The sequence below is a fragment of the Pseudomonas abyssi genome, from assembly GCF_002307495.1.
Lineage (GTDB): Bacteria > Pseudomonadota > Gammaproteobacteria > Pseudomonadales > Pseudomonadaceae > Halopseudomonas > Halopseudomonas abyssi.
This window is the reverse complement of the sequence record NZ_NTMR01000005.1, coordinates 293398-317796: the sequence shown is the minus strand read 5'-3', so window position 1 is coordinate 317796 and position 24399 is coordinate 293398. Positions and strand designations below refer to the sequence as shown.

The following is a 24399-nucleotide window of genomic DNA, read 5'->3' as shown; positions in this document are numbered from 1 at the left end:
CGTTACTCCCCCGCTGTTTCCGCCGTGGCGGCATCTCGCCAGGCCACGGCCATACCATTGCTGTAGCGCAGGTCGACCCGCGCGATCAGTTCACGGCGGTCAGACAGCATCAGCTGTTCGACGGTCATGAACCGCTGCATTTTTTCCACCAGATTGTCGCGCCCGAGCAACAGCTGCATGCCGTCCTCGGTGGTCAGAAACCAGCTGCCGCGATCACGCAACTCAAGACTGCTGACCACCATGCCCTGCGGCCGCAACAGGCCGCTAAATTGCTGGTACTGACGCATGACCTTGCGCTTGGCTCGCTCCGGCCCGCTCAGGCGCGGCAGCTCGCTGAAGCTGCCAATGTTCTGCGGCTTGAACGCCTTGCCTTCGTTGTTCAGCAGCGCACTGTCGCCCCAGCGGGCAACCGGCAGCTGCTCATCGAGCTGAATCACCAACCGGTCCGGCCAGACTCGCCGTACCGAGGCCTGGGCCACCCAGGGCATGTCCTGCAGATCTGCGTGCAGGCCATCCAGATCGATTCCCAGAAAACTGTCGTTCAGGTAGGGCTCGATCACCCCCTGCACGGCATCACCGTCGATGTACTGCAGATCGCCCTCGACGCTGATCAGCGCGATAGGGCGGTCAGCCAACGGCATCAGGCGGCTGCCCAGCTCGTACAGGCCCATACCTAGGGCCACCAGCAGCAGCGGCCATAGCAGTTGCTGCAGGCGCCGCCCGATACCCTGCAGGTCCGCGCTGGGCAGGCGCAGGCGCGGCATTTGCCGAGGCTGCGCCGGCTGCACGCGCACCGCGCCGCGGCTGCCGGCCTTGCGGCGGGGCGGCGGCGGTGCACTGCGTGTATCGCGAATAGCCTGCATTCAGTTATCCATCAGTTCAGGGTGCCGGCCAGAATGGCCAGTACCAGATCGCCAAAACTCAACCCCGTGGCCTTGGCCGCCATGGGCACCAGACTGTGGTCCGTCATACCCGGCACGGTGTTGACTTCCAGCAGGTAAAAGTTGCCCTGCTCGTCCTGCATCACATCGACCCGGCCCCAGCCCTTGCAGCCAACGGCCTCGAAGGCGCGCAGACTGAGTGCCTTGAGCTGCTCTTCCTGTTCGGTTGGCAGGCCACAGGGGCACAGGTACTGGGTATCGTTGGCCTGATACTTGGCCTCGTAGTCGTAAAAGGTGTGCGGCGTGCGCAGGCGGATCGGTGGCAACGCCTGACCGTCGAGTACCGCCACGGTAAATTCGGCGCCCTGAATCCACTGCTCGACCAGCGCCTCGCTGTCGTAAGACTGGGCGCCCTGCCACGCGTCCTGCAGCTGCTGCAGGCTGTCAGCCTTGGCCATGCCGATGCTGGAGCCTTCGTGCAGCGGCTTGATGATCAGCGGCGAACCCAGACGCTCGACAATCTCGGCGCACTGACCACCATCGCGCAGCATGGCGTAAGCCGGTGTCGGCAGGCCCAGGCTTTGCCAGATCTGCTTGGTGCGCAGCTTGTCCATACCGATCGCCGAGGCCATCACGCCACTGCCGGTATAGGGAATCAGCAAGCTTTCCAGCAGCCCCTGCAGGCTGCCATCCTCACCGCCGCGCCCGTGCAGCGCGATAAACACCCGGTCCGGGCGCTCGTTCAACAGCTGCTCCGCCAATTGCGGACCCGCGTCGATGCCGTAGGCATCCACACCCGCGACCTGCAGCGCGGCCAGCACGGCAGCACCGGATTTGAGGGACACCGCACGCTCGGCCGAGCTACCACCAAACAACACCGCTACGCGCCCGAATACAGATACGTCGATCATCAGGCTTTACCCTCCCGGAAGTGGGTTGCCAGGGCATCGGCCAACTGCACCGACAACCCGCCAATATCACCGGCACCCTGGGTCAGCAGGATGTCGCCCGGTTGCAGCACCGCTTCGAGCAGCGGCATAACGTCGGCATCACGCTCGACGTAAATCGGATCCAGCTGGCCGCGCTGACGGATGCTGCGGCACAAATGCTTGCTGTCTGCGCCGGTCACCGGCTCTTCGCCGGCCGGATAGACTTCCATCAGCAGCAGGGCGTTTGCCTCACCCAGTACCTGCACAAAATCTTCGTAGAGATCACGGGTACGGCTGTAGCGGTGTGGCTGATAGAGCATCACCAGGCGGCGCTCCGGCCAACCGGCACGCACAGCCTTGATCACGGCAGCCACTTCGCGCGGGTGGTGACCGTAGTCGTCCACCAGCATGATTTCGCCTGTACCCCAGCGGAAATTGCCCTGCACCTGAAAGCGCCGACCAACGCCCTGAAAACCGGCAAGCCCGTCAACGATGGCGCGATCAGACACGCCCTCATCGGTGGCCACGGCGATGGTTGCCAGCGAGTTCAGGACGTTGTGCACGCCCGGCATGTTGACCGATACATCCAGCGGCTCGCGTCCTTCGCGCAGCACGGTGAAGAAGGTCTGCATGCCGCGCTGGTGGATGTTCACAGCACGAATATCGGCGTCCTCGGACTGACCGTAGGTCACCACCTGACGGTTGATCTGCGGCAGAATCTCGCGCACGACCGGGTCATCGATGCACAGCACTGCCAGGCCGTAGAACGGCAGGTTGTGCAAGAACTCGACGAAGGTGCGCTTGAGCTTGCTGAAGTCGCCCTCGTAGGTCTCCATGTGATCGGCATCGATGTTGGTAACGATCGCCACCATCGGCTGCAGATGCAGGAAAGACGCGTCGCTTTCATCGGCCTCGGCCACCAGGTAGCGGCTTTCGCCCAGCTGGGCGTTGGTGCCGGCAGCGGTCAGCTTGCCGCCAATGACGAAGGTCGGGCTCATGCCGTCGGCGGCCAGCACCGAGGCAATCAGACTGGTGGTGGTGGTCTTGCCGTGGGTGCCGGCCACGGCGATGCCGTGACGGTAGCGCATCAGCTCAGCCAGCATCTCGGCGCGCGGCACTACAGGAATGCGGCGCTCGATGGCGGCGGCGACTTCGGGGTTCTGCGGGTTGATCGCGCTGGATACCACCAGCACGTCCGCTTCCAGCAAATTTTCGGCACGATGCCCAATATCGATGCGAGCGCCAAAGGACTCCAGCCGCTCGGTCACGGCCGAGCGCTTGAGATCGGAACCCGACACCTCGTAGCCCAGGTTCAGCAGTACCTCGGCAATACCGCACATGCCCACACCGCCAATACCCACAAAGTGGATATGGCGGATACGACGCATGCCCGGCAGCGTGAAAGTAGCCTGAGTAGCTGTATTAGTGCTCACGGGCAACCTCCAGGCAGGCACGCACGACGTCGGCGGTGGCATTGGGGGTGGCTTGTTCACGGGCTCGTTGGGCCATCTGTTGCAGCTGCTCCGGGTTGTTCATGTAAGTCGTCAGGGTATTGGCCAATTGCTCGGCATCGAGCTCTTTCTGGGGCATCAGCACAGCGGCGCCGCGATCCGCCAGGTAACGGGCGTTGGCGGTCTGGTGGTCGTCGATGGCGTGCGGCAGCGGCACCAGCAGCGAAGGCCGGCCAGCGGCTGCCAGCTCGCACACCGTCAGGGCACCGGCCCGGCAGATCACCAGATCAGCCCAGGCGTAGGCACCGGCCATATCGGCGATAAAGGCTTCAACCTCTGCGCGCACACCAGCCTGCTCATAGGCTTCGCGCGCCAGCAGCAGATGTTGCTTGCCGCACTGGTGCACCACTTGCGGCCGCTGGGCGGGGTCAATCTTGGCCAGCGCCGCCGGCAGCAGTTTATTCAGCGGCATAGCGCCCAGGCTGCCGCCCAGCACCAGCAGGTGCATCGGACGGCTGCCGTCCCAGCTAAGGACCGGCGTGGCAAAGATATCTTCGCGCACCGGGTTGCCGGTGCTGCGGCGGTCTGCGCCGTCGGCAAAACTGCCGGCAAAGCCTTCGCAGCGACGTTTGGCGATACGCGCCAGCAACCGGTTGGCGGTACCAACAACCGCGTTCTGTTCATGGATGATCACCGGAATACCACGCATCCAGGCCGCCAACCCGCCTGGACCGGTAACATAGCCACCCGCCCCCAGCACACAGACCGGTTTCAACTGCTTGAGCAGCCGCAGGGACTGCCCCAGCGCGCGCAGGATGCGGAACGGCGCCTTCAGCAAATCCAGCTTGCCCTTGCCGCGCAGCCCCTGAATGTCGATGTAATGAATCGGGAAGCCGGCCTGGGGTACCAGGTCCACTTCGATACCGCGCCGGGTGCCAAGCCAATGCACCTCGTACCCCTGTTCTTTCAGCAGGCGGGCGCAGGCCAGTGCCGGGAACACGTGTCCGCCGGTGCCACCAGCCATGACCAGTACCTTATTGCTCATTGCTGGCCTCCTGACGCGGTTGACGGCGCTCCCAGTCGATGCGCAGCAACAGACCGAGACAGATACAGCAGACCACCAGCGAGCTACCGCCGTAACTGAGGAACGGCAATGTCAGCCCCTTGGTTGGCAGCAGGCCGATATTGACCCCCACGTTAATCAGAATCTGCCCACACCACATGATCGCCAGGCCGTAGGCCAGATAGGCGTGGAACAGCATGCCCTCGCGCTCGGCTGCCAGCCCCACGTACAGGCCACGCACGGCCACAAAGATCAGCAAGGCAAAGGCGGCGAGCGCGCCGATCATGCCCAGCTCCTCCGCCAGCACGGCGAACACAAAGTCGGTGTGCGCCTCGGGCAGATAGAATTGCTTTTGAATGCTGTTGCCCAGACCAACGCCAAACCACTCGCCACGTCCAAAGGCGATCAACGCCTGGGTCAGCTGGTAGCCGGTGCCGTAGGGGTCTTGCCAAGGGTCGAGAAAACCGGTCAGGCGCTGCAAACGGTAGGGTTCGGCCCAGACCGCCAGCGCCGCCAGCGCACCGAGCGAGCCGAACAGCAGCAGGAAGCGGAACAGCCCCACACCACCGAGAAACAGCATGCCGGTTGCGGCACCCAGCAGCACCACGGTGGCGCCAAAGTCAGGCTCGACAATCAGCAGGCAAGCCATCGGCCCCAGCACCATGAAGGGTTTGATAAAGCCGAACCAGGCCTCTTTAACCTCATCCTGACGATGCACCAGATAGCCCGCCAGAAACACCACCGCAAACAGCTTGGCCAGCTCGGACGGCTGGATGTTGATCGGGCCGACACCAATCCAGCGCCAGCTGCCGTTGACCTCACGCCCGATGCCGGGAATCAGTACCGCCACCAGCAGGGCAAAGCCGAGGAACAGCAGCAAAAAGCGAAAACGCTCCCACACCGCCACCGGGACCGATAGCGTGACCGCCAACGCGCCCAGGCCGATCAGCAGGTAAACGATCTGACGGTTCATATAATACAGCGGGCTACCAAGGCGGCCGGCCGCCACTTCCATCGACGCCGAGGTCACCATCACCAGCCCGAGTGCCAGCAAGCCAAAGGCGCCTACCAGCAACGGCAGATCCATATCAAAGCGGCGCGCACCGAACAGCGGTGCGGCAACCTCACGCAGGTTCAGAGACAGGTTCATGCGCCCAGCCTCCCGACCGCGTCGGCAAACAGCCGGCCACGTTCTTCAAAGTTGCGGAACATATCCAGGCTGGCACAGGCCGGCGACAGCAGCACCAGATCGCCAGCTTGCGCCAGCTCAGAGGCGACAGTGACGGCGTCTTCGATAGACGTCACACGGCGCTGCACCACCGCATCGCCCAGCGCGGCGCTCAACCGATCAGCGTCACGGCCCAGCAGCACCACCGCGCGGCAGTGCGCGCTCACCGGCACCTGCAGCGGCGCAAAGTCGGCGCCCTTGCCATCGCCGCCGGCGATCAGCACCAGCTTGCCGTCCATGTCCGCAGCAAAGCCGTTGATCGCCGCCAGTGCAGCGCCCACGTTGGTCGCCTTGGAATCATCAAAGTAGGCCACGTCGTTGTGGCTACCGACCCACTGGCAGCGGTGCGGCAGGCCGGTGAAGCGGCGCAGCGTATCAAGCATCGCATCCATCGGCAGGCCAGCTGCCTGACCTAGCGCCAGCGCCGCCAGCGCGTTGGATTGATTGTGAGCGCCACGCATCTTCAACTCGCGGGTCGGCATCAGGGCCTTGAATTCATAGGCCAGCCAGCTCTCGCCATCCTGCTCGATCAGACCAAAGCCCTTGAAGTCGGGACGCGACAGACCAAAGGTCAGTCGTGGCAAGTCATCGGCCACCAGCGGACGCGACAGCGCGTCATCGCGGTTCACCACCACCTGCTGCGCGCCGCGGAAGATGCGGTGCTTGGCCAGGTGGTAGGTCGCCAGGCTGGCGTAGCGGTCCATGTGGTCTTCACTGATGTTCAGCACAGTAGCGACCATCGCGTTGAGGTTCGCGGTGGTCTCCAACTGAAAGCTCGACAGCTCCAGCACATACAGCTCGGGCTGCTCATCCAGCAGGTCCAGTGCGGGCGTGCCCAGGTTGCCGCCAACCGCCACCTTGACGCCAGCCGCAGCAGCCATTTCGCCGACCAGCGTAGTGACCGTACTTTTGGCATTCGAGCCGGTGATCGCCACGATCGGCGCCTTGGCCACGCGGGCAAAGAGTTCGATATCACCCACGATGCTGACACCCGCCTTGGCGGCGGCCTGCAGCGCAGGCACTGCCAAGGCGACGCCTGGGCTGACGATCAGCTCGTCAGCGGCGCACAGCAGCGCCTCATCCAGCTCACCGAGGTACAGATCAGCCATGGGCGCAAAACGCTTCAGCTTTTCCAAGCCGGGCGGATTTTCACGGGTGTCGGCCACGGCAAAGGACAGGCCCTGGCCCGCCAGATAACGGGCGACCGAGAGCCCGCTGCTGCCGAGCCCGACGATGATCCGTTGCTTGTCCGTGGTAATCAGTGACACGCCCTGCTCCTCAACGCAGCTTCAATGTGGCCAGGCCGATCAGCACCAGTACGACGGTGATGATCCAGAAACGCACGATCACGCGCGGCTCCGGCCAGCCTTTGAGTTCAAAATGGTGGTGGATCGGCGCCATACGAAACACCCGACGCCCGGTCAGCTTGAACGACGCCACCTGCACGATGACCGACAGCGTTTCCACCACAAAAATGCCGCCCATGATGAACAGCACAATTTCCTGTCGCACGATCACCGCGATCACGCCCAGCGCGGCGCCCAGCGCCAGCGCGCCCACGTCGCCCATGAAAACCTGGGCGGGATAGGTGTTGAACCAGAGAAAGCCAAGGCCGGCGCCCAGCAGCGCACCGCAGAAGATGATCAGCTCGCCGGCGCCCGGCACGTAAGGGATCAGCAGGTACTCGGCAAACCTGGCATTACCCGACAGGTAGGCAAAGATGCCCAACGCGCCACCAACCATGACCGTTGGCATGATGGCCAGACCATCCAGTCCATCGGTCAGGTTGACCGCATTGCTGGAGCCGACGATGACGAAATAGGTCAGCACGACAAACAGAATGCCGAGCTGAAACTCGACCTGCTTGAAGAACGGCACGATCAGTGTGGTTTCTACCGGCGTCTTCGCCGCCATATACAGCACAATGGCGGCCGCGAGGCCGAACACCGACTGCCAGAAGTACTTCCAGCGCGACGGCAGACCGCGGGAGTTTTTCTCGATGACCTTGCGGTAGTCATCGACCCAGCCCACCGCGCCAAAGCTGATGGTCACGCCCAGCACTACCCAGACGTAGAGGTTGCGCAGGTCAGCCCACAGCAGGGTGGCGATGCCGATCGCGACCAGAATCAGCGCGCCGCCCATGGTGGGGGTACCCTTTTTGGACAGGTGCGACTGCGGGCCGTCGGTACGCACCGACTGGCCAATCTGACGCACCTGCAGGGTGCGGATCATCCAGGGCCCCAGAAACAGCGCGATGGCCAGCGCGGTCAGCACGCCCAGAATGCCGCGCAGGGTCAGGTACTGGAACACCGAAAAGCCGGAGTAGTACTGCTGGAGAAACTCGGCAAGGAAAAGCAACATGTCAGCTGGCCCCGTTGTCGTTGTTGAGCGCGTCAGCCGGGGCCAGAAGGCCGGCGACGACAGTATCCATGCCCGCACTGCGCGAGCCTTTCACCAGCACTCGGGTGTTGGCGTCCAAAGTGGGAACCAGCGCGGCAACCAGCGCCTCGCGGCTATCGAACAGGCAGCCCTGCTCACCAAAAGCGTCAACGGCCAGGGCAGACAGCCGGCCGGTGGCATAAAGGGCATCCAGGCCGACCTTGCGAGCGTGCTCACCAACCTCACGATGGCTTTGCTCGGCCCACTCGCCCAGCTCACCCATGTCACCCAGCGCCAGCACGCGGCGCCCGTCCATGCTGGCCAGCAGGTCGATGGCGGCGATGACCGAGGCAGGGTTGGCGTTGTAGGCGTCGTCGATGATCTGCGCGCCGCCCAGGCCAACCGCCCAGTTACCACGACCATCAACGGGTGCCAGTGCAGCCAGGCCCGCGGCAATGGCTCTCAGGTCGGCACCAGCCTGCAAGGCGGCGCCAGCAGCAGCCAGCGCGTTGGCAACGTTGTGCATGCCGCGCAGCTGCAGTTGCACGGACACGCCACCTGCCGGCGTGATCAGGTTGAAGCGCGGACGCCCCTGCTCGTCCAGCTCAAGCGCCTCGGCGCGCAGCTGCGCAGTCGGATTCTTCAGACTGAATGAGCTGGCGGTACGCCGGCTGCCGAGCAACTGATACCACTGTTCGAACCAGGGACTATCCAGGTTCAGCACCGCGTGACCCCCGGCCGGCAGCGCAGAAACAATTTCGCCTTTGGCCTTGGCGATACTCTCCGGACTGCCAAAGCGGCCGACGTGCGCCATCTCGGCATTGGTCAGCACGCTGATCTGCGGCTTGACCAGGCCCATGCTGTAATGGATGTCGCCCACCTGAGCGGCGCCCATCTCGATCACCGCAAAACGGTATTCGCTGGTCAGTTGCAGCAGGGTCAGCGGCACACCCAATTCGTTGTTCAGGTTGCCGCGAGTGGCCAGCACCGGGCCGCATTCGCGCAGGATGGCGGCCAGCATTTCCTTGACGGTGGTTTTGCCGCTGGAACCGGTAATGCCGATGACCGTGCCGCTGAACTGCTTGCGTACCAGAGCGGCCAGGTTGCCCAGCGCCAACTGGCAGTCATGCACCAGCAGCTGCGGCAGCGGGTCATCCACCAGATACTCGACCATCGCCGCCGCCGCGCCGTTTTCACGGGCCTGGGCAACAAAGTCATGACCGTTGCTGCGGCTGCCAGCCAAGGCAACAAACAGGCCGCCACGCTCGACGGTACGTGCATCAATGCTGACGCTGTCAAAATGAGTATCGACCCCATTGAGGGTCGCCATCAGAGGTTTCAGCAGGTCGCTCAGGCGCAGCGCTTCAAGCATGGCTGACCTCCCACTGCTGCAGAGCCAGTCCGGCTTGTTCGATATCGCTGAAGGGGTGACGCACGCCGTCGATCTCCTGGTAATTCTCGTGACCCTTGCCGGCAAGCAGAATGACATCGCCGGCCTGTGCCGCAGCAATCGTCTGGGCGATTGCCTGTGCACGGTTGGGTATGACGGTCAACGCCTGCGGGTGTTCCGCGCCCTGACAAACTTGTTCAATGATCTGTGCCGACGCCTCGGTACGAGGGTTGTCGTCGGTCACTACCACTTTCGCTGCATGCTGCTCGGCAATGCGCGCCATCAGCGGCCGCTTGCCGTTGTCGCGGTCGCCTCCGCAACCGAAGACGCAAACCACTCGACCGGCAGCGTGTTCACTCAAGGCGACCAGCGCCTTTTCCAGCGCGTCCGGGGTATGAGCGTAATCCACCACCACCAACGGCAGCGTGCCGCCACCCAGGCGCTGCATGCGCCCTGCCGGTGGCAGCAGTGACGCCACCTGCGCCAGCGCGGCGTCTGCATCGATGCCAAGCGCCAAGAGGCTGCCGAGCACCGCGAGCAGGTTGCTGAGGTTGAAGCGGCCAAGCAGCGGGCTGCGCAGGTTGAATTCTTTACCCTGAATGAACAGGCGGGCACCCAGCCCCAGGCTGTCGGACTGCACGTCGGCACAATACAGCGCAGCGCTGCTGTCCTGCAGGCTGAAGCCAATGACCGGACAGGCGCAGCCGGCGGCCAACTCCCGGCCAAAGCGGTCATCCAGGTTGATCACCGCCGCACTGAGCGGGCGCTTGAACAGCTCGGCCTTGGCCTGACCGTAGGCCTGCATGCTGCCGTGATAATCCAGATGATCTCTGCTCAGATTGGTAAACACGCCGACCGCAAAGCGCACGGCCGCGACCCGCTGCTGATCCAGCGCGTGAGACGACACCTCCATGGCCACCTGACGCGCGCCCTCTGCCAGCAGGCCGGCCAACTGGCGCTGCACGGCAAGGGCATCAGGGGTGGTCATGCCATGATCGACCAGCGCCTCAGGGAAACCACTGCCCAGGGTACCAATCACGCCGCAGCGCGAACCCAGCTGATTCAGCGCCTGGGCGAGCATCTGGCTGACACTGGTTTTGCCGTTGGTACCGGTAATGCCAACCACCTGCAGCGCAGCGCTGGGCTGGCCGTAAAAACGGTCGGCCAGCGCCGACAGTTGCTGGTGCAGGCCACTGACCGCCAGCATGGGCACAGCCAGCGCCGAGGCACTGAAGCCGTCCGGCTCATAGGCAACCGCGACCGCACCCGCAGCAACAGCCTGCTCGATGTAACGGCGGCCGTCGTGCTGGCGACCGGCACAGGCAAGAAACAGGTCGCCCGCCTTCACTTGACGGCTGTCCAGGGTCAGGCCCTGAATCTCGATATCGGCCTGGGTCAGATCAGGGAGCAATTGAGACAGCTTCATCCGCGCCCCCCTTCCGCAGGCGGTGCGGGCAGTTCTACCTGCTGCAACCCGGCCAGGTTGTCCGGCGCAATGTTCATCAAACGCAGCACGTTGGACATCAACCCGCCAAACACCGGTGCCGCGACCAGGCCGCCGTAATAACCGCCTTCGCTCGGTTCATCGATCACCACGGCAATCGCGATGCGCGGATCGGTGCTAGGCCCAAAGCCGGCAAACAGGGAACGATAGGAATCCTCGCGATAGCCTTTTTCCGAGGTGCTGGCCTTGCGCGCAGTGCCGCTTTTGCCGGACACGTGGTAACCGGGCACACGTGCCCGGTAGGTGCCGCCATCGGCCTCAATCACATTTTGCAGCATGGTTTGCACCATGCGTGTCGCCTCTTCGGGCAACACCTGTTCTCCTGCGGGTCGCTCCGCTACCTGCAACAGCGACATCGGCACCTTGCGACCGTCGTTGGCCAGAACCGCGTAAGCCTGCGCCAGCTGCACAGCGGTGACAGACAGGCCGTAGCCGTAGGACAGTGCAGCGGTCTCCGCCGAACGCCAGGTACGGTAGGTTGGCAGTTTGCCGACACCCTCACCCGGGAAGCCAACACCGGTGTACTCGCCCAGGCCAACCGCCTGCATGGCGTCGTGCACGGCTTCGCCACCGATATCCAGCGCCACCTTGCTCATGCCCACGTTACTGGATTTGAGCAGAATGCCACCCAGATCCAGTACCCCGCCCGGAGCGCGCGATACGTCACGAATGGTGTACCGACCGATGCGCAGGGTGCCGGGGTACACATTCACCTGATCGCTAGGCTTCCAGCGCCCGGTCGCCAACGCTGCCGTCATGGAGAATGGCTTCATCGTCGAGCCTGGCTCGAACACGTCGATCATGGCGCGGTTGCGCATCATGCTTGGCTGCAGATTGGAGCGGTTGTTCGGGTTGTAGGAGGGGTGGTTGACCATGGCCAGCACTTCGCCGGTCTTCACATCAAGGATCACCACCGAGCCGGCCTTGGCGCCAAACTCCTGCATGCCCTCGCGCAGCTCACGATGCGCCAGATATTGCAGACGCAGATCGATGGACAGGCGCAGATCGTTGCCGGGCCGAGCGTTGGCGACCACCTGCACATCCTTGATCAGCCGGCCGCGCCGGTCCTGCAGCACCTGCCGCCGCCCCGGGACACCCTGAAGCCACTGGTCATACGCCAGCTCCAGCCCTTCCTGCCCCTGCTCGTCTACGTTGGTAAAGCCGACCAGATGCGCCGCCACTTCGCCCGCGGGGTAGAAACGGCGGTACTCTTCAATGCTGTATACGCCGTGTACATCCAGCGCCATTACCGCCTCACCGTCTGCGGGCGTCATGCGGCGGCGCAGGTAAATGAACTCCTTGTCGGCGTTGGCTTTCAGGCGTTCACTGAAGGTAACCAGGTCAGTGCCCAGCGCAGCGGCCAGCGCCGGCCAGTGCGACTGCTGATCGATCAGTTGCGAAGGGTTGGCCCAGATGGTGAGAACCGGGGTGCTGACCGCCAGCGGCTCGCCGTTACGGTCGGTAATTTGCCCGCGATGAGCCGGGATCGGCACATGACGCACACTGCGCTTGTCACCCTGGCTTTTCAGGAAACCTTCATCCAACACGTGCAGCTCGGCAATGCGCCAGCCCACGGCCACACAGCACAAGCCCAGCACGCCCACTACCAGGCGGAACCGCCAGGGGTAGAGGCTGCCATTGGACTTGAGTGCGAACTTTTTCATGGCTGCACCAGAATCACGTCGCTAGGCTCCGGCACTTTCATGCCGAGCTGCTCGGTCGCAATGCGCTCGATGCGGCTGTAGGCCGTCCAGGTGCTCTGCTCCAGCACCAGACGCCCCCATTCGGCCTGCGCTTTTTCACGCACGTCCATTTCACCAGCCAGCTCATTCAGCAACTGGCGGCTCCAGTGCGCGCTGAAGGAAACCGCCAGCGCACTGACAATCACCAGCACGGCGACCAGCAGCAGCCAGCCGCTGCCGGCGGGCAGGCCTGCGCGGCGGGATTGAGGCGCAGGGGCGCTCATCAACGTTTCTCCGCTACGCGCAATACGGCGCTGCGAGCACGGGGATTGGCATCCACTTCGGCTGCGCTCGGTTTGATCGCCTTACCCACCAGGTTGATGGACACCGGAATATCGATATCGCGAATGGGCAGGTCACGCGGAATGGGCGCGCCCTTGGCCTCACGGCGCATGTACTGCTTGACCATGCGATCTTCCAGCGAGTGAAAGCTGATCACCGCCATACGTCCGCCGGGGGCCAGCACTGCCAGTGCCGCACGCAGGCCGTCGGCAAGATCGTCCAGCTCACGATTGATAAAGATGCGAATACCCTGAAAAGCGCGGGTCGCCGGGTGCTTGCCCTTTTCCCAGGCGGGGTTGGCTTCCTTAATCACGGCAGCCAGGTCGGCAGTGCGGGTGAACGGCTGTTCGGCACGACGGGCCACCACGGCGCGGGCCATGCGTTTGGCAAAGCGCTCTTCACCGTACTCCTTGAGTACCGTCGCAATATCCGCCTCGCTGGCGCTGTTGATCCAGTCGGCAGCGCTCTGGCCTGCGGACGGATTCATGCGCATGTCCAGCGGACCGTCGTTGAGAAAACTGAAACCGCGGGTCGGGTCGTCCAGCTGCGGCGAAGACACGCCCAGATCCAGTAAAACGCCCTGTACCTGCCCGGCCAGACCGCGCGCGCGCAATTCGTCAGCCATCTCGGCAAAGGAGCGCTGTACAACGACAAAGCGGCCGTCTTCGGCCGCTAGCTGGTCGCCAACCCGGATGGCCTCCGGATCTTTATCGAAGGCGATCAGCCTGCCCTCCGGCCCAAGCTGCGCGAGGAGCGCGCGGCTATGTCCGCCGCGCCCAAAGGTACCGTCGATATAAAGGCCGTCAGCCTGAATGGCCAGACCGTCAAGCGCCTCGTTCAGCAGCACGCTGATATGTGAATAGCCGGTTGCGGCGCTCATAGACTCAGCGAATGCAGTTGTTCCGGCAGTTCGCCGGCTTCCTGCGATTCGTCCAGATAGGCACTGGTGGTAGCCGTCCAGGCTTCTTCACTCCAGAGCTCGAATTTATTGATTTGCCCGACCAGCATGACTTTCTTGTCCAGCCCGGCGTGTTCACGCAGCAGCGGCGGAATAACAAAGCGACCGTTGCTGTCCAGCTCCAGATCGTTGGCATTACCAATCAGCAGGCGCTGCAGGCGCTTGACTGCCGGGTTCATGTTCGGCGCCTTGCGCAGTTGCTCTTCGACCACTTCCCACTCATGCAGCGGGTAGATCCAGAGACAGCGCTCTTCCAGCGCGATGGTCGCGACCAACTGCCCGCCACACGACTCCAACAGACGGTCGCGGTAGCGCGCTGGCACCGCGAGTCGCCCTTTGGCGTCGAGATTGATGGCATTGGCTCCGCGAAACACGCTGCAGTCCTTTTTCCTTGGTTGGCGGCCGAAAGCGCCAAAATTTCCCACTTCGACCCACTTAACACCACTTTGCGACACTATAGAAATGCGCCCAAACAGCGTCAATAGCCGCGCAGAGGAAAAAAACCTTGCGTAGCAGTGGTTTAGCGCTATTTACCGGGAATCGGGATGCAAAGTAGGTATATGGAAGAGGACAAAAAACAGCCAAAGCAAAAAGATCGCCCCACAACTTAAAGTGAATTGTGAGGAATAAGATTTTTTTGCTCTAAAAGCGAAGGATGTCACACAGGAAAGAAATTAAGAGTTGGCCTGTAAGCCGGGTTCTGTCGAGGACAGTCATTCCTCTGGGATCGCCATCACTGACGACCTCTAGCAACCTACCCGAATCCAGTGCGGGTCACACCAACGGATTCCTATTTGGTCTTGCTCCGAGTGGGGTTTACCACGCCACAGACTGTTGCCAGCTGCGCGGTGCGCTCTTACCGCACCTTTTCACCCTTACCGGCGCTTGCGCGCTTAGGCGGTTTGCTTTCTGCTGCACTTTCCGTAGGCTCACGCCTCCCAGGCGTTACCTGGCACTCTACCCTTTGGAGCCCGGACTTTCCTCCATGACAGTGCTTGCGCACCACCACAGCGACTGCCCGGCCAACTCTCGGCGGCAAGAGTAGCGGCAGGCGCCGCGCCCGTCAACGCGCCGTGCCATCACCACGCTCAAGCGCCACCTGATACAACAGGTTCTTGCGCACCCCAGTGATGTCTGCAGCCAGCCTGGCGGCACGCTTGACTGGCAGCTCGGCCAGCAGGAGATCCAGCACACGCAGGGCCTGGGCACTCACCTCGTCAGCCTCCGGCTCCGGCGCACCCTCCACCACCAGCACGCACTCGCCGCGCTGCTGGTCTGCATCCGCCGCCACCCAAGCGACCAGCTCGTCCAGCGGCGCCGCGTGCAGGGTTTCAAAGGTCTTGGTCAGCTCGCGGGCCAGCAGCACCCGCCGCTGCGACCCCAGCACCTGCTGCATGTCTCTAAGGCACTCAAGCAGCCTATGCGGCGCCTCATACACCAGCCAGGTACGCGGCTCTGCCAGCAAAGCCTGCAGGCGCTGCTGGCGACCGTGCGCCTTGGCCGGCAGAAAGCCCTCAAAGGCAAAGCGGTCAGACGGCATGCCGGCAGCACTCAGCGCGGCGATCAGGGCACAGGCGCCCGGCACCGGCGACACCTTCACTCCCGCCTCGCGCGCCTGACGCACCAGATGAAACCCCGGATCCGAAATCAACGGCGTGCCGGCATCGGAGATCAGGGCGATGTCATCTCCCGCCAGCAGCCGCTCGACCAACCGCAACCCCTTTTCACGTTCATTGTGGTCATGACAGGCCGTCATGGGGGTAGCAATACCAAAGTGCTGCATGAGGCGCGCACTGTGGCGAGTATCCTCCGCAGCGATCAGGCTGACATCCCGCAGCACCTGCAGCGCGCGGGGTGTCAGGTCTTGCAGATTACCGATGGGCGTGGCAACCACAAACAAGGTGCCGGCAGCGATGGTCATGGCGATTCCTGAGGCTGATTTGTGACGCATTGTACAGCAGGGGCCAGACAGTCGCCGCCCGCCTTGGAGATTGGCCAACCCGACGGCTACAATAGCGCCAACCAACCGTCTGCTTTGCCCGCACGTAAGGATACCCTCCGCATGCCTCGCACGCTTCGCCTGTCTGCCCTCGCCCTGACCCTGTCTGCGCTACTGGCCGGCTGCGCCTCTACCCCGCAGAGTCTCGACGAGCTGCCACGCACGCCACAGGCTTCGGTCGATGACATCCTCAAGAACGCTGACCGCCGCGAAGGTGCCGAGGCCAACCTGCTGCGCCTGCACGCAGCCCAGACAGCGCTCAATGCCGGCAACCCCGAGCGAACCCAGCAAATCCTGCAGCGCGTCCCGCAGAGCGATCTGCCGACTGACCAGCAGATTCGCTTCAGCGAACTGCAAGCAACCAGCGCCCTGGCACTGGGCGACAACCCGCGCGCACTGCGCGCCATTCAGCACAACTCCCTGCAGCAGCTGGATTTGCGCCCCGTTGAGGAGCAACTACGCATTCAACAACTGCGCGCCGACATTCTGGAAGCCAACAACCAGCCGGTCGAGGCAGCCCAAGAGCGCGTATACATCGACGGCCTGCTGCCGGCCGGACGCCAGGCCAGCAACCGGCAAGCCATCTGGGAAAGTCTGAGCGCTGCGGACACAGCCGCGCTGCAACAAGCCAGCAAGAACGCCAGCGGTGACTATGCAGGCTGGCTTGAACTGGCACTAATCACCCGTACCGAGCGCAACCTCGACCTACAGATGCGCGCACTGCAAACCTGGAAGGACGAGCACCCCAATCACCCCGCAGCTGGCCAACTGCCGCAGCCAGTGCAACAGATCGAGGCCCTCCATGCGAGCCGGCCAACCCATATCGGCCTGCTGCTGCCGTTCAACGGCCCCCTGGCCGGCGCCGCTCAGGCACTGCGCGACGGTTTTCTGGCCGCTCAGTACCAGGCTCAGAGCGAAGGCCTGGAGCAACCGCAGGTCACCCTGTACGACAGCACCCAGTACACCCAGGTCGTCGATGCACTCAATCAGGCGCAGCGCGAAGGCGTTCAGTGGATGATCGGGCCGCTGGAGAAAGACAAGGTAGCCCAGCTGGCAAGCGCTTCGGAACTGCCTCTACCCACGCTGGCACTGAATTACGCCGAGCAACCGGCCGCCGGTAGCACTTTCTATCAATTCGGCCTGGCCCCGGAAGATGAAGCCCGTTCTGCCGCCCAGCGCGCCTGGGCCGACGGCCACCGTCGCGTCGCCACCCTGAGCACCCGTGACGATTGGAGCCGGCGCGCCAACCGCGCCTTCATTGCCGAATGGGAAGGCATGGGTGGCAGTATCATTGGTCAGGAGCTGGTCGATCAGCCCGCCGCCGTCGCCAACCAGATGGGTGAACTGCTGAAGATCCAGCAAAGCGAGCGGCGTGCCAACCGCGTCAAGGGCATTCTGGGCAGCGTCATGACCCAGCCGACCCCGCGCCAGGATCTGGATGCGCTATTCCTGGCCGCGACACCGCTGCAGGCACGCCAGATCAAGCCGACACTGGCGTTCCAGTACGCTGCCGACCTGCCGGTATATGCGACCTCCCACTCTTACCAAATTGACCCCAGCGGACTACAGAACTCCGACCTGGAAGGCCTGCTGATTGCCGAAATCCCGTGGCTACTCGATCACAGCGATCCACTCTACGGCGCTGTCACAGGCAACTGGCCGCAGGCTGGTGGCGCGCTCGGACGACTGTATGCGATGGGCGTGGACACCCAGCGCGTCTTTGCCCGACTGCCACAGATGCGCCAGTACCCTGACACCCGCATCGAAGGCGCCACCGGCACCCTTTCCCTCGACCAGGATGGGCGCATCCAACGGCAGCTGTCCTGGGGTGAAATCCACAATGGCGTGCTGCAGCCAGCCCCGGACAGTAGCGCCAACGCCCTCTGATGCTGCGCCTGACCAGCAGGCAGAAAACCGGTAATCAGGCCGAGCGCATGGCTGAACAAATCATGCGCCAGGCCGGTCTAAGCTGTCTGGCGCGCAACCACCGCTGTCGTCAGGGCGAGCTTGATCTGGTCATGCGTGACGGCGATACAGTAGTATTTGTCGAAGTGCGCTACCGGCAGCAAAGCCGCTGGGGCAGTGCAGCAGAGAGCGTCGGGCGCAGCAAGCAGCAGCGCGTTATCCGCGCCGCCGAACACTTTCTGCTGAGCCACCCCCGCCTGGCCAACCGCCCGTGTCGCTTTGACGTCATTGCCGCCGAAGGCAACCCCGCGGATCCCTCTTCCTACACCTGGATCCGAGAAGCTTTCACTTGCTAGCGAGTTTCCCTATGGATATGCAACACCGCATCAGACAGCTGTTCACCGACAGCATCGAAACCAAAACCCGCGCAATGGAGGTGCTCTGCCCCAGCATCGAGCAGGCCAGCCAACTTATGGTCAACGCCCTGCTCAGCGAGGGCAAGATTCTTAGTTGCGGCAACGGCGGCTCTGCTGGCGACGCCCAGCACTTCTCCTCCGAACTGCTCAATCGCTTTGAACGGGAGCGCCCCAGCCTGCCGGCTATCGCCCTGACTACCGACAGCTCCACCATCACCTCGATTGCCAACGACTACAGCTACCAGGAAGTGTTCTCCAAGCAGATCCGCGCCCTGGGACAGCCGGGCGACGTCTTGCTGGCCATCTCGACCAGCGGCAACTCCGGCAACGTGATGCAGGCCATACAGGCCGCGCACGACCGCGAGATGCAGGTGGTCGCCCTGACCGGGCGTGACGGCGGCGCCATGGCGTCGCTGCTGCTGCCTGAAGATGTCGAAATCCGCGTACCGGCGCGATCTACCGCACGCATCCAGGAAGTCCACCTGCTGGCTATCCACTGCCTGTGCGACCTGATCGACCGTCAACTGTTCGGGAGCGAAGAATGATCAGAGCGCCTGTTATCGCCCTGTCGCTACTGCTCGCCAGTTGCAGCAGCGTGCTCACTGCCACACGTGACACGCCTATCGAAGACAACCACGGCACTCGCACCTTTGGCAGCACCATCGACGATCAGCTGATCGAAACCAAAGTAGTGGTCAACGTTAACAAGGCCGATACCGCCATTGAGTCCGACGGGCGCATCGTCGCGACCAGCTACAACGGCGTCGTCCTGCTTGCCGGCCAGGTGCCCCGTGGCGACCTGATCGCCCGGGCAGGCGAAGCGGCCAAACAGGTCCAGCGCGTCAAGGTGGTACATAACGAGCTGACCGCCGGCCCGCGCCTGTCACTGCTGGCGCGCAACCAGGACGGCCTGATTACCGCCAACCTGAAAACCCGCCTGCTCACCGATGGCACCATTCCGGGCAGCCGTATCAAGGTGGTTACCGAAGCCGGCGTCGTCTACCTGATGGGCCTGGTCACCCATCAAGAGGCTGATCTTGCCGTACAGCAAGCCCAGCAGATCGGCGGCGTACAACGTATCGTCAAGCTATTCGAATACCTCGACTGATAGCATGCACCCCGCCATAACAAGAAGCCCCGCATATGCGGGGCTTCTTGTGTTATTACCGTTGGCAAAGCAGGCCTCACTTCACCACTTTCAATGCAGGACGCCCTGACTCCGGACGGGGCGGCGCAGCATCGTCATCACCAGGACCATCGTCCGGCGGCGGCGCACTGGGCTCCAATTCAAAGACCATACCCTGTCCATTCTCTCGCGCATAAATGGCCATTACCGCACCGACTGGAATCCAGACCTGCTGAGCAACGCCGCCAAAGCGACCATCAAAGCAGATTCGATCGTTGTCCATGTCCAGTTGACGTACCGCGCTGGGCGACAGATTAAGCACGATCTGCCCATCTTCGACAAACCCCGTTGGCACCGCGGTATCGGGATATTCGGCGTTGACCAGCAGGTAGGGCGTGCACTGGTTATCCAGAATCCACTCGTACAGCGCGCGCACCAGATAGGGCCGGCTAGAGTTCATCTCGGTCATGCCTGTCTCTCCTCAAAGGTTCAGATTGACTATTGCATGTCCCGCTCAGCCGGCGACAGGCTGGCAATAAAGCCCTCGCGCTGGAAAATCCGCTCCATATAGTCCTGCAGAGGCTTGGCCTGCTTGGGCAGCTCGACACCGAGCTGCGGCAGACGCCACAAGATGGGTGCGATACAGCAGTCCACCAGACTGAACTCATCGCTCATGAAAAACGGCATTTCAGCGAACACCGGCGCAACACCGGTCAGACTTTCGCGCAGCTCCTTGCGAGCACGCGTCACCTCGGCGCTAGCGCTCTTGGGATCGACAATAATATCGACCAGACGGCACCAGTCGCGCTGTACGCGATACATCAGCAATCGGCTGTTGGCCCGCGCTACCGGGTAGACCGGCAGCAACGGCGGATGCGGGAAACGCTCATCCAGGTATTCCATCATGATGTTGGGCTCGTAGAGCACCAGATCACGATCAAGCAGTGTCGGCACACTGTTGTAAGGATTGTTCTCGGCCAGTTCCTGAGGGTAATCACCAGACTCTACGTCGACCACGTCGACAGTGACCCCCTTCTCCGCCAGCACGATGCGGACCCGATGGCAGTAGTGATCAAGCGGGTCAGAGAAAAACGCCATGGAGGAACGCTTGTTGGCGGTAACGCCCATATTTCAACCCTCATCCTTTAAAGGACTGCGGCAGGCGCCCTGCATGGCACCCTAAATAAACAAGCGCGGGCTAGCCCGCGCACACGAACGGCCATTATACCCCAGAAACGACTGCGCGCCCGCAAGGGGCGCGCAGCGATCACTCAGGCATGCCGGCGATCAATGCACATCACGCCAGTATTCGCGCTTGAGCAAGTACGCGAACACGAACAGGAAGGCCAGGTACAGCAGCACGTAGACACCGATACGATGACGCTCCAGCTTGATCGGGTCAGCCGAGTAGGCCAGGAAGGTCACCAGATTACGCACGGTGGTATCAAACTCTTCCTCGGTCTGAGTGCCGGTATCCGGCACCACGGTCAGCACATCGCACTGCTCGTCCTTGACCACTTCACCGCTCAGCGTGTCGCGCATGATGTTGCCGCTTTCATCCTTCACCGGCATGGCCTTGCAGCCAATCACCTGGCGGCCCTGCAGCTCAGCCAACACGTTAGGCATACCCACGTTGGGGAATACCTTGTTGTTGGCACCCAACGGGCGAGACGGATCCTCATAGAAGGTACGCAGATAGGTGTACAGCCAGTCAGTACCACGTACACGTGCTACCAGCGTCAGATCCGGTGGCGCCGCGCCAAACCAGGTTTTGGCATCCTCGGCACGCATACCGTTCTTCATGTGGTCACCGATCAGGGTGCCCTCGGTGAAGACTAGGTTGTCGAGCATCAGCTGCTCCGGGATACCCAGATCAGTCGCCACGCGCTCATAGCGCTGGTACTGAGCCGAGTGACAACCCATGCAGTAGTTGACGAAGGTGCGCGCACCATCCTGCAGGGCAGCCTTGTCGGTCAGATCGATGTTGGCTTCATCCAGGTGGTAGCCGCTGCCACCGGCAGCCGAGGCCAAGGCCGGTACCAGCGCAAACATCAGGGCAATCAGTTGTTTTTTCATTAGCCAGTAACCCTCTCCGGAACCGGTTTGGTCTTCTCCATCCGGGTGTAGAACGGCATCAGGATGAAGAAGGCGAAATACAGAACGGTGCAAATCTGCGATACCAGTGTGCGAACCGGTGTGGACGGGATAGCACCCAGCACACCCAGAATCACGAAGCTAACGCAGAAGATCACCAGCCACAGTTTGCTCATCCAGCCTTTGTAACGGATGGAACGAACCGGGCTACGGTCCAGCCAGGGCAACACAAACAGAATCGCGATCGCCGCACCCATCGCCAGCACGCCCGGGAAAGCAGAGCCTGCAATGGACGGAACCGCACGCAGAATCGCGTAGAACGGCGTGAAGTACCAGACCGGGGCAATGTGGTCAGGCGTTTTCAACTGGTTGGCGATTTCAAAGTTCGGCTTCTCAAGGAAATAACCCCCCATCTCCGGGAAGAAGAACACGATCGAGCAGAACACGAACAGGAAGACCACAACGCCGACGATATCCTTGACGGTGTAGTAAGGGTGGAAGGCGATACCATCCAGCGGCTTGCCATTCTCGTCCTTGTACTTCTTGATATCGATACCATCCGGGTTGTTGGAGCCGACTTCGTGCAGCGCAATGATGTGCAGCACAACCAGGCCCAGCAGCACGATCGGCAGTGCAATCACGTGCAGAGCAAAGAAGCGGTTCAGCGTGATACCGGAGATCAGGAAGTCACCACGCACCCACTGGGCCAGATCCGGACCAATGAACGGAATCGCACCGAACAGCGAGATGATCACCTGGGCACCCCAGTAGGACATCTGACCCCAGGGCAGCAGGTAGCCCATGAAGGCCTCACCCATCAGCACCAGGTAGATCAGCATACCGAACAGCCAGATCAGCTCACGCGGCTTCTGGTAAGAGCCGTACATCAGGCCACGCAGCATGTGCAGGTAGATGACGACGAAGAACGCCGAGGCGCCGGTGGAGTGCAGATAACGCAGCAGCCAGCCGTACTCGACATCACGCATGATGTACTCGACAGAGGCAAACGCGCCATCGGCAGACGGCTCGTAGCTCATGGTCAGCCAGATACCGGTTACCAGCTGGTTAACCAGCACCAGCATGGCCAGCGAGCCGAAGAAGTAGAAGAAGTTGAAGTTCTTGGGAGCGTAGTATTTGGTCAGGTGATCTTCCATCACCTGAGTGACGGACATCCGCTCATTCACCCACTGCATCAGTTTGTTCATCAGGCGCTCTCCTGATCCACGCCGATCACGATCACGTCATCAGTCTCGTAAGAATAAGGCGGTACCGGCAGGTTCAGAGGCGCAGGCTGCCCCTTGTGGACGCGACCGGACATGTCGTAGTGGGAGCCGTGGCAAGGGCAGAAGTAGCCACCTTTCCAGTCAGCGCCCATGTCGGCAGCAGCCACTTCCGGCTTGAACAGCGGAGAGCAGCCCAGGTGGGTGCACACGCCCATGACAACCAGAAACTCCGGCTTGATGGCGCGGGTTTTGCCGTCCACGTACTCCGGCTGGTTGGAAGCAGCAGATTGCGGGTCCGCCACGATAGAGTCGGTCTCATCCAGCAGAGCGATAGCTTCGGGCGAGCGGTGGGAGACGAACACGGGCTGTCCGCGCCATTCCACTACGATCTGCTGCCCCAGCTCGATCTTGCTGATATTTACCTTCACCGGCGCACCAGCCGCCTTGGCTCGGGCGCTGGGGAACCAAGCCCCCACAAAGGGGGTTGCTGCCCCCACTGCTCCGGCGGCACCGACCACACTCGTGGCTGCCACCAGGAAGCGACGCCGGCCATTATTCACGCCGTCATTACTCATCCAGTCGTCTCCCATCAGCTAATTTCTGACCTTTTTACAAGGCCTTTTCAAAGTTGAACAGCCTGCACAAAATGAATCAGATGGTAATGAAAAACCCCTTTTTTGACAAGGTGATATCCCATTCCCAAGAAGGCCGACACTATACCGAATTCCCCGCCACTCAGGGACTTGCAAACAAGAATAGTCGACGCGACATCTTGCCGCAGACACGAAAACGCCCGGCACTCCTTCCGGAGCCCGGGCGTTTTGCAGCGCAATCTACGATTAACGCTTGGAGTATTGCGGACGCTTACGCGCTTTACGCAGACCCACTTTCTTACGCTCAACTTCACGAGCGTCACGGGTAACATAGCCCGCTTTACGCAGCTCGCTGCGCAGAGTCTCGTCGTACTCCATCAGGGCACGGGTGATACCGTGACGGATGGCGCCGGCCTGACCGGAGATACCACCACCGCTGACAGTGACGTACACGTCGAACTTCTCGGTGCTCTCGGTCAGCTCAAGCGGCTGACGAACAACCATGCGAGCCGTCTCGCGACCGAAGAAGTTCTCCAGGCTGCGATTGTTGATGGAGATGTTGCCAGAACCCGGACGCAGGAATACGCGAGCGGTGGCAGTTTTACGACGGCCAGTGCCGTAGTTTTGTGTCGCCGACATGGTGAACTCCTTAGATCTTCAGTTCTTGGGGCTGTTGTGCAGCATGCGGATGAGCGGTGCCTTTATACACCTTCATCTTGCGATACATTGCACGACCCAGGGGGTTCTTCGGCAACATGCCTTTGACGGCAGATTCGATCACACGCTCAGGAGCGCGCTGGATCAGCTTTTCAAAGTTGATCGACTTGATGCCGCCCGGGAAACCGGAGTGGCTGTAGTAGATCTTGTCCTGAACCTTGTTACCGGTTACATGAACTTTCTCGGCATTGATAATGACGATGTAGTCACCGGTGTCAACGTGCGGGGTGTATTCGGGCTTGTGCTTACCGCGCAGACGCGAGGCAACTTCGGTAGCCAGGCGACCCAGGGTCAGGCCTTCGGCATCCACGACGTACCAGTCGCGTTTTACGGTTTCAGGTTTTGCGCTGAAAGTTTTCATCAATCCTAGCCTCAGAGGCCGCCTTTATAGAAGACGGCGAATCTTACAGAACGAAATGTGTTTTTACAAGACAACAAAGCCTAGAACAGACACTCAGTGGGGGCTGCGTGGGTCTGGGTGGCATCTGTGCTGTAACAACAACGACAGGCTAGGCATCC

25 protein-coding genes and 1 other RNA gene are annotated in these 24399 nt (G+C 62.0%); 4 read left to right on the top strand and 22 right to left on the bottom strand.

Annotated elements, in window-relative coordinates:
• Window positions 1-2: 2 nt before the first annotated feature.
• The 15 genes from CNQ84_RS06130 to rsmI all read right to left on the bottom strand — a co-directional run bounded on the left by CNQ84_RS06130 (window position 3) and on the right by rsmI (window position 15728).
• Window positions 3-863 (bottom strand): cell division protein FtsQ/DivIB, encoded by an 861-nt coding sequence (locus CNQ84_RS06130; RefSeq protein ID WP_096004013.1) that lies wholly within the window; start codon window positions 861-863, stop codon window positions 3-5.
• An 11-nt stretch (window positions 864-874) separates the two neighbouring features.
• Window positions 875-1792: a D-alanine--D-alanine ligase gene (locus CNQ84_RS06125; protein WP_096004012.1), complete on the bottom strand. Its 918-nt coding sequence runs from the start codon at window positions 1790-1792 to the stop codon at window positions 875-877.
• Complete coding sequence (gene murC, locus CNQ84_RS06120) at window positions 1792-3198, bottom strand: UDP-N-acetylmuramate--L-alanine ligase (RefSeq protein ID WP_217350062.1); 1407 nt, start codon at window positions 3196-3198, stop codon at window positions 1792-1794. The genes CNQ84_RS06125 and murC overlap by 1 nt, the downstream gene beginning before the upstream one ends.
• A gap of 34 nt (window positions 3199-3232) precedes the next feature.
• Window positions 3233-4306: an undecaprenyldiphospho-muramoylpentapeptide beta-N-acetylglucosaminyltransferase gene (gene murG / locus CNQ84_RS06115; protein WP_096004010.1), complete on the bottom strand. Its 1074-nt coding sequence runs from the start codon at window positions 4304-4306 to the stop codon at window positions 3233-3235.
• Entirely contained in the window at window positions 4296-5474 is a 1179-nt protein-coding gene (gene ftsW / locus CNQ84_RS06110; RefSeq protein ID WP_096004009.1) for a putative lipid II flippase FtsW, read from the bottom strand. Before ftsW ends, murG begins: the two co-directional genes overlap by 11 nt.
• A complete protein-coding gene (gene murD / locus CNQ84_RS06105; RefSeq protein ID WP_096004008.1) occupies window positions 5471-6820 on the bottom strand; it encodes a UDP-N-acetylmuramoyl-L-alanine--D-glutamate ligase in 1350 nt (449 codons plus the stop codon). The genes ftsW and murD overlap by 4 nt, the downstream gene beginning before the upstream one ends.
• Before the next feature lie 10 nt (window positions 6821-6830).
• Window positions 6831-7913 carry a phospho-N-acetylmuramoyl-pentapeptide-transferase gene (gene mraY, locus CNQ84_RS06100; RefSeq protein WP_096004007.1) on the bottom strand — a complete coding sequence of 361 codons (1083 nt, stop codon included), beginning with the start codon at window positions 7911-7913 and terminating at the stop codon, window positions 6831-6833.
• 1 nt (window position 7914) lies between these two features.
• Window positions 7915-9303, bottom strand: a complete 1389-nt coding sequence (locus CNQ84_RS06095; RefSeq protein WP_096004006.1) for a UDP-N-acetylmuramoyl-tripeptide--D-alanyl-D-alanine ligase — start codon at window positions 9301-9303, stop codon at window positions 7915-7917.
• Window positions 9296-10747 (bottom strand): UDP-N-acetylmuramoyl-L-alanyl-D-glutamate--2,6-diaminopimelate ligase, encoded by a 1452-nt coding sequence (locus CNQ84_RS06090; RefSeq protein ID WP_096004005.1) that lies wholly within the window; start codon window positions 10745-10747, stop codon window positions 9296-9298. The genes CNQ84_RS06095 and CNQ84_RS06090 overlap by 8 nt, the downstream gene beginning before the upstream one ends.
• Window positions 10744-12489, bottom strand: a complete 1746-nt coding sequence (locus CNQ84_RS06085) for a peptidoglycan D,D-transpeptidase FtsI family protein (RefSeq protein WP_096004004.1) — start codon at window positions 12487-12489, stop codon at window positions 10744-10746. The genes CNQ84_RS06090 and CNQ84_RS06085 overlap by 4 nt, the downstream gene beginning before the upstream one ends.
• Complete coding sequence (gene ftsL, locus CNQ84_RS06080) at window positions 12486-12791, bottom strand: cell division protein FtsL (RefSeq protein ID WP_096004003.1); 306 nt, start codon at window positions 12789-12791, stop codon at window positions 12486-12488. The genes CNQ84_RS06085 and ftsL overlap by 4 nt, the downstream gene beginning before the upstream one ends.
• Window positions 12791-13729 carry a 16S rRNA (cytosine(1402)-N(4))-methyltransferase RsmH gene (gene rsmH / locus CNQ84_RS06075; RefSeq protein ID WP_096004002.1) on the bottom strand — a complete coding sequence of 313 codons (939 nt, stop codon included), beginning with the start codon at window positions 13727-13729 and terminating at the stop codon, window positions 12791-12793. Before rsmH ends, ftsL begins: the two co-directional genes overlap by 1 nt.
• Window positions 13726-14181 carry a division/cell wall cluster transcriptional repressor MraZ gene (mraZ, locus tag CNQ84_RS06070; protein WP_096004001.1) on the bottom strand — a complete coding sequence of 152 codons (456 nt, stop codon included), beginning with the start codon at window positions 14179-14181 and terminating at the stop codon, window positions 13726-13728. The genes rsmH and mraZ overlap by 4 nt, the downstream gene beginning before the upstream one ends.
• Before the next feature lie 299 nt (window positions 14182-14480).
• Window positions 14481-14837, bottom strand: an RNA gene (rnpB, locus tag CNQ84_RS06065) — RNase P RNA component class A.
• Window positions 14838-14870: 33 nt separating this feature from the next.
• Entirely contained in the window at window positions 14871-15728 is an 858-nt protein-coding gene (rsmI, locus tag CNQ84_RS06060; RefSeq protein WP_096004000.1) for a 16S rRNA (cytidine(1402)-2'-O)-methyltransferase, read from the bottom strand.
• A 141-nt stretch (window positions 15729-15869) separates the two neighbouring features.
• Here rsmI and CNQ84_RS06055 point away from each other — a divergent pair, with 141 nt between their 5' ends.
• Genes CNQ84_RS06055 through CNQ84_RS06040 form a run of 4 tightly spaced genes read left to right on the top strand, consistent with a single transcriptional unit; the run spans window position 15870 to window position 19235 of the window.
• Entirely contained in the window at window positions 15870-17693 is a 1824-nt protein-coding gene (locus CNQ84_RS06055; RefSeq protein ID WP_096003999.1) for a penicillin-binding protein activator, read from the top strand.
• A gap of 8 nt (window positions 17694-17701) precedes the next feature.
• Window positions 17702-18067: a YraN family protein gene (locus CNQ84_RS06050; RefSeq protein WP_174704246.1), complete on the top strand. Its 366-nt coding sequence runs from the start codon at window positions 17702-17704 to the stop codon at window positions 18065-18067.
• 11 nt (window positions 18068-18078) lie between these two features.
• Window positions 18079-18672 carry a phosphoheptose isomerase gene (locus tag CNQ84_RS06045; RefSeq protein WP_083728279.1) on the top strand — a complete coding sequence of 198 codons (594 nt, stop codon included), beginning with the start codon at window positions 18079-18081 and terminating at the stop codon, window positions 18670-18672.
• Window positions 18669-19235 carry a BON domain-containing protein gene (locus CNQ84_RS06040; protein WP_096003997.1) on the top strand — a complete coding sequence of 189 codons (567 nt, stop codon included), beginning with the start codon at window positions 18669-18671 and terminating at the stop codon, window positions 19233-19235. The genes CNQ84_RS06045 and CNQ84_RS06040 overlap by 4 nt, the downstream gene beginning before the upstream one ends.
• Window positions 19236-19311: 76 nt before the next feature.
• On the opposite strand, the gene CNQ84_RS06035 is transcribed toward CNQ84_RS06040, so the two are convergent.
• The 7 genes from CNQ84_RS06035 to rplM form a co-directional block, all read right to left on the bottom strand.
• Window positions 19312-19713: a ClpXP protease specificity-enhancing factor gene (locus tag CNQ84_RS06035; RefSeq protein WP_096004047.1), complete on the bottom strand. Its 402-nt coding sequence runs from the start codon at window positions 19711-19713 to the stop codon at window positions 19312-19314.
• Between the two features lie 38 nt (window positions 19714-19751).
• Window positions 19752-20381 carry a glutathione S-transferase N-terminal domain-containing protein gene (locus CNQ84_RS06030; RefSeq protein ID WP_096003996.1) on the bottom strand — a complete coding sequence of 210 codons (630 nt, stop codon included), beginning with the start codon at window positions 20379-20381 and terminating at the stop codon, window positions 19752-19754.
• 159 nt (window positions 20382-20540) lie between these two features.
• Complete coding sequence (locus CNQ84_RS06025; protein WP_096003995.1) at window positions 20541-21329, bottom strand: cytochrome c1; 789 nt, start codon at window positions 21327-21329, stop codon at window positions 20541-20543.
• The gene (locus tag CNQ84_RS06020; RefSeq protein ID WP_096003994.1) at window positions 21329-22552 is read right to left on the bottom strand and encodes a cytochrome b; all 1224 of its coding nucleotides are present in this window, start codon (window positions 22550-22552) and stop codon (window positions 21329-21331) included. The genes CNQ84_RS06025 and CNQ84_RS06020 overlap by 1 nt, the downstream gene beginning before the upstream one ends.
• Window positions 22552-23145 (bottom strand): ubiquinol-cytochrome c reductase iron-sulfur subunit, encoded by a 594-nt coding sequence (gene petA, locus CNQ84_RS06015; protein WP_096003993.1) that lies wholly within the window; start codon window positions 23143-23145, stop codon window positions 22552-22554. Before petA ends, CNQ84_RS06020 begins: the two co-directional genes overlap by 1 nt.
• A gap of 264 nt (window positions 23146-23409) precedes the next feature.
• Window positions 23410-23802 carry a 30S ribosomal protein S9 gene (gene rpsI, locus CNQ84_RS06010; RefSeq protein WP_083729421.1) on the bottom strand — a complete coding sequence of 131 codons (393 nt, stop codon included), beginning with the start codon at window positions 23800-23802 and terminating at the stop codon, window positions 23410-23412.
• Between the two features lie 10 nt (window positions 23803-23812).
• The gene (gene rplM / locus CNQ84_RS06005) at window positions 23813-24241 is read right to left on the bottom strand and encodes a 50S ribosomal protein L13 (protein ID WP_083729423.1); all 429 of its coding nucleotides are present in this window, start codon (window positions 24239-24241) and stop codon (window positions 23813-23815) included.
• Window positions 24242-24399: the final 158 nt, after the last annotated feature.

What these genes read in the sequence shown, in the direction of transcription:
- CNQ84_RS06130 (WP_096004013.1), bottom strand. Translation starts at nt 863, where the DNA reads ATGCAGGCTATTCGCGATACACGCAGTGCACCGCCGCCGCCCCGCCGC.
- CNQ84_RS06125 (WP_096004012.1), bottom strand. Translation starts at nt 1,792, where the DNA reads ATGATCGACGTATCTGTATTCGGGCGCGTAGCGGTGTTGTTTGGTGGT.
- murC (WP_217350062.1), bottom strand. Translation starts at nt 3,198, where the DNA reads ATGCGTCGTATCCGCCATATCCACTTTGTGGGTATTGGCGGTGTGGGC.
- murG (WP_096004010.1), bottom strand. Translation starts at nt 4,306, where the DNA reads ATGAGCAATAAGGTACTGGTCATGGCTGGTGGCACCGGCGGACACGTG.
- ftsW (WP_096004009.1), bottom strand. Translation starts at nt 5,474, where the DNA reads ATGAACCTGTCTCTGAACCTGCGTGAGGTTGCCGCACCGCTGTTCGGT.
- mraY (WP_096004007.1), bottom strand. Translation starts at nt 7,913, where the DNA reads ATGTTGCTTTTCCTTGCCGAGTTTCTCCAGCAGTACTACTCCGGCTTT.
- CNQ84_RS06095 (WP_096004006.1), bottom strand. Translation starts at nt 9,303, where the DNA reads ATGCTTGAAGCGCTGCGCCTGAGCGACCTGCTGAAACCTCTGATGGCG.
- CNQ84_RS06090 (WP_096004005.1), bottom strand. Translation starts at nt 10,747, where the DNA reads ATGAAGCTGTCTCAATTGCTCCCTGATCTGACCCAGGCCGATATCGAG.
- CNQ84_RS06085 (WP_096004004.1), bottom strand. Translation starts at nt 12,489, where the DNA reads ATGAAAAAGTTCGCACTCAAGTCCAATGGCAGCCTCTACCCCTGGCGG.
- ftsL (WP_096004003.1), bottom strand. Translation starts at nt 12,791, where the DNA reads ATGAGCGCCCCTGCGCCTCAATCCCGCCGCGCAGGCCTGCCCGCCGGC.
- rsmH (WP_096004002.1), bottom strand. Translation starts at nt 13,729, where the DNA reads ATGAGCGCCGCAACCGGCTATTCACATATCAGCGTGCTGCTGAACGAG.
- rsmI (WP_096004000.1), bottom strand. Translation starts at nt 15,728, where the DNA reads ATGACCATCGCTGCCGGCACCTTGTTTGTGGTTGCCACGCCCATCGGT.
- CNQ84_RS06055 (WP_096003999.1), top strand. Translation starts at nt 15,870, where the DNA reads ATGCCTCGCACGCTTCGCCTGTCTGCCCTCGCCCTGACCCTGTCTGCG.
- CNQ84_RS06045 (WP_083728279.1), top strand. Translation starts at nt 18,079, where the DNA reads ATGGATATGCAACACCGCATCAGACAGCTGTTCACCGACAGCATCGAA.
- CNQ84_RS06040 (WP_096003997.1), top strand. Translation starts at nt 18,669, where the DNA reads ATGATCAGAGCGCCTGTTATCGCCCTGTCGCTACTGCTCGCCAGTTGC.
- CNQ84_RS06035 (WP_096004047.1), bottom strand. Translation starts at nt 19,713, where the DNA reads ATGAACTCTAGCCGGCCCTATCTGGTGCGCGCGCTGTACGAGTGGATT.
- CNQ84_RS06030 (WP_096003996.1), bottom strand. Translation starts at nt 20,381, where the DNA reads ATGGGCGTTACCGCCAACAAGCGTTCCTCCATGGCGTTTTTCTCTGAC.
- CNQ84_RS06025 (WP_096003995.1), bottom strand. Translation starts at nt 21,329, where the DNA reads ATGAAAAAACAACTGATTGCCCTGATGTTTGCGCTGGTACCGGCCTTG.
- CNQ84_RS06020 (WP_096003994.1), bottom strand. Translation starts at nt 22,552, where the DNA reads ATGAACAAACTGATGCAGTGGGTGAATGAGCGGATGTCCGTCACTCAG.
- petA (WP_096003993.1), bottom strand. Translation starts at nt 23,145, where the DNA reads ATGAGTAATGACGGCGTGAATAATGGCCGGCGTCGCTTCCTGGTGGCA.
- rpsI (WP_083729421.1), bottom strand. Translation starts at nt 23,802, where the DNA reads ATGTCGGCGACACAAAACTACGGCACTGGCCGTCGTAAAACTGCCACC.
- rplM (WP_083729423.1), bottom strand. Translation starts at nt 24,241, where the DNA reads ATGAAAACTTTCAGCGCAAAACCTGAAACCGTAAAACGCGACTGGTAC.